This is a genomic window from Streptomyces sp. NPDC004667 (assembly GCF_040609475.1).
GTDB lineage: Bacteria > Actinomycetota > Actinomycetes > Streptomycetales > Streptomycetaceae > Streptomyces.
The window spans coordinates 1-2,442 of record NZ_JBEXKC010000232.1 but is presented as its reverse complement, the minus strand read 5'-3'; the positions used below and the strand labels follow the sequence as shown (position 1 = coordinate 2,442).

The 2,442-nt window shown below is 65.0% G+C and carries 3 protein-coding genes; 2 read left to right on the top strand and 1 reads right to left on the bottom strand.

The features are described from left to right. On the bottom strand, positions 1 to 209 hold a 209-nt coding region (locus ABZW32_RS39590; protein WP_356225739.1), incomplete at its 3' end, for a hypothetical protein. Positions 210 to 550: 341 nt separating this feature from the next. Here ABZW32_RS39590 and ABZW32_RS39585 point away from each other — a divergent pair. Together ABZW32_RS39585 and ABZW32_RS39580 are read left to right on the top strand one after the other, a co-directional pair. Next, a complete protein-coding gene (locus tag ABZW32_RS39585; RefSeq protein WP_356225737.1) occupies positions 551 to 1,276 on the top strand; it encodes a HEAT repeat domain-containing protein in 726 nt (241 codons plus the stop codon). A gap of 72 nt (positions 1,277 to 1,348) precedes the next feature. After that, positions 1,349 to 2,029: a hypothetical protein gene (locus tag ABZW32_RS39580; protein ID WP_356225735.1), complete on the top strand. Its 681-nt coding sequence runs from the start codon at positions 1,349 to 1,351 to the stop codon at positions 2,027 to 2,029. The last annotated feature ends 413 nt before the right edge of the window (positions 2,030 to 2,442 follow it).

Here is a 2,442-nt window from a genome sequence, read left to right as displayed (position 1 = left end):
GCGCGATGCAGGTCGGCGGTCCCGGCCCGCCGGCCGGTGGGGGCGGTCCAGCAGGGGTGGGTGCACAGACGCGCCGACAGGTCGAGAAGCCGGCGCCGCAGTACGGTCGTGCCGGCCCCGGCGGGGGCCTGGGCGAGTTCGGCGTAGGCCTGCTGCCATGCCCTTTGGAGGGTGATCAGGTCCTCGGGGAAGCGGAACGGTGGTCTCACCACTCCACTAAAACACGTGTTCGATTTTCTGTGCGAGCGCCCTGGCCGACCACCGGCTGTACGTCTGTGACTGAGCGCGCTACTTGGCCACTGAGCGTCATAGTGGGCCACAACGGTGCTCACCTCGGGGCGGTGATGAGCCAGGACACGATGGTTGGAACCTGGCCACGCATCTTGGAACTGGGCGGCTCACGATGGCGCCGAGTAGCTTTTCGAGATGCCTGGCATGCGTGATCAACTCGGTCGCTGGGCTCTCGTGTGACGGGTTCGCGTGCGGCGTGGCGGATCGGGACAGGTTTTTCCGTAGCTGTGGTGGGTGTCTGCAGGTCAGACTTGCCACCATGGAGAGCGTGATTGCCCAGCGGGTAGGTGAGCTGGACGCCGATTCGAGCGAGGTGGCTGAGGACGCGCAGCATGCCCTGACCGCTATGGGTCCGCAGGTGCTGGACCAGCTGATTGCAGCGGCGCCGGGCCTGGGCTCGTTCGGACAGCTGTGCGCTATTGAGGTCTTCAGTGCCCTGGGAGATCCGCGCCCGGGAGACGCTCTCATTGGCATGTTGAGCAGTGATAACACGGTGGTTCGGCAGTGGGCAGCCGAGTCCCTGGGCGAACTCGGGATCCAGCATGCCGTGCCGGATCTGCGCCAGGCATACGAGAGCTTTCGGCAACGCGGTGAATCCCCTGATCACAGCGAGGGTGTGGCTCTGCGCTGGGCACTGACTGAGCTTGGTGAACGCACTCTCGTGCTTCCGCTCAGAGCTTCTGCCCTGCGTTGTCACGTGGATCAGTTGGATCCTGCATGGCCGACAGCACACCTTGCCGAAGTCATCGAGGACCTCGCGGCTCATGACCAGGCAGTGCTCTACTTCCAGGTCTGGCGGATCAAGGACGGCAAGGGGGCTTTCGGTGGCCAGGGGCCGGGTATCGACTGGGATGTCGACCGACAGAAGTCGTGGCCGCAGATCGTCTCCGAGTGTCGGGACTGGGCTCTGCTCGCAGCTGATGCCACTGACAAAGCCCTTCACCTGGTAGCGACGATCTGCTGGATCGATGCTGCTGATCTCTGACAGCACCGGGCGACGTACTCACCCCACCCTGGCGGCGGTCTGGATCTCGGTGGCATCGGGTTGGATGAGCCCGTGACTGTCTATGACGTGGCCCGCCAGCTCCCCGCCATTGCCGACCTGCGAGACCTGTGCCGTTCACTGGCGATGCTCGATGCGATCCTGAGCCCGGACTGGGAGGGCCGGTACTACTCCTTCAACGCCGGTTGGGCCGACGGCGAGGAGATGGCCTCGATGCGCAACGGGTCGGGGGACGAGTACTCGATCGTGTTCTCGGCGGCCGGGGCCTATGTGCGCGGCTTCGACCACGAATCGCCGATGAGCCCCTTCGGCAACGATGGCGAGCCCTGGCCGGGTGTGATCGACGAGGTCCCCGAGCTCTTCAGTGCCTTCGTCGAGGAGCCGGCGTTCACCGATGAGGAGGGGGTGCCTGTCGTGACGGCCTGCTTGTGGCGGGGAACGGCGGATGAGCGGTGGCACCACGGGACGATCGACTTTCCCGAGGGTGCTGTCGATCCTGACGGGGCGACGAGCCTGTTCAGCCTCCTGGTCGACCGGTCTCCGGAAGCGTTTCAACGCTTCGCTGAGGACTACTACGAGGTGTCCGTCGACCTGGGGGCGGTGAGCCAGGTCCGTGCCTTGTGGCCGCTGAACCAGGAACTCGTATCGCTGCTGAACCCTGAGGTCAACTTGGCGGACCTGGCCCAGGACATCGCCGAGATCGGCTATCCGCAATCGGAGAAAGAGCCGGCCTGACCGCTGTCGATCTTTCGGCTGAGATGCTCGGCGTGCTGGAGCAGGAGCCCGCGTAGCGCCGTGAAGTGATGGATGCGGTCTGGGCGGGCGAGTTTGCCCCAAGTGCTGCTGCGCTGGTTGAGCCATGCCCGGCGGAGTTCTTCGGGCTGTTCTGCCTCGATCGTCCGTGGCGCGAAGAGCGGCTCGCCGCATGTGACCTTGTGTCAACGGCCATGTAGTTCTCCCCAGAGGCGGCCAGTAGTTCTCCCCACTGACGGCCGGCGGAAGTTCCCCGGTGGCGGCCAGATATCTCCTCGCCCTGGGGTGGTGTGGATTAGCTGAAGGGCTTGACTCCCTTTCCGGTGGTGGCCTCGGTGAACCTGAACGAGTCACCCTGGGTGACGGTGACGGTGACGGTGACGGTGACGGTGACG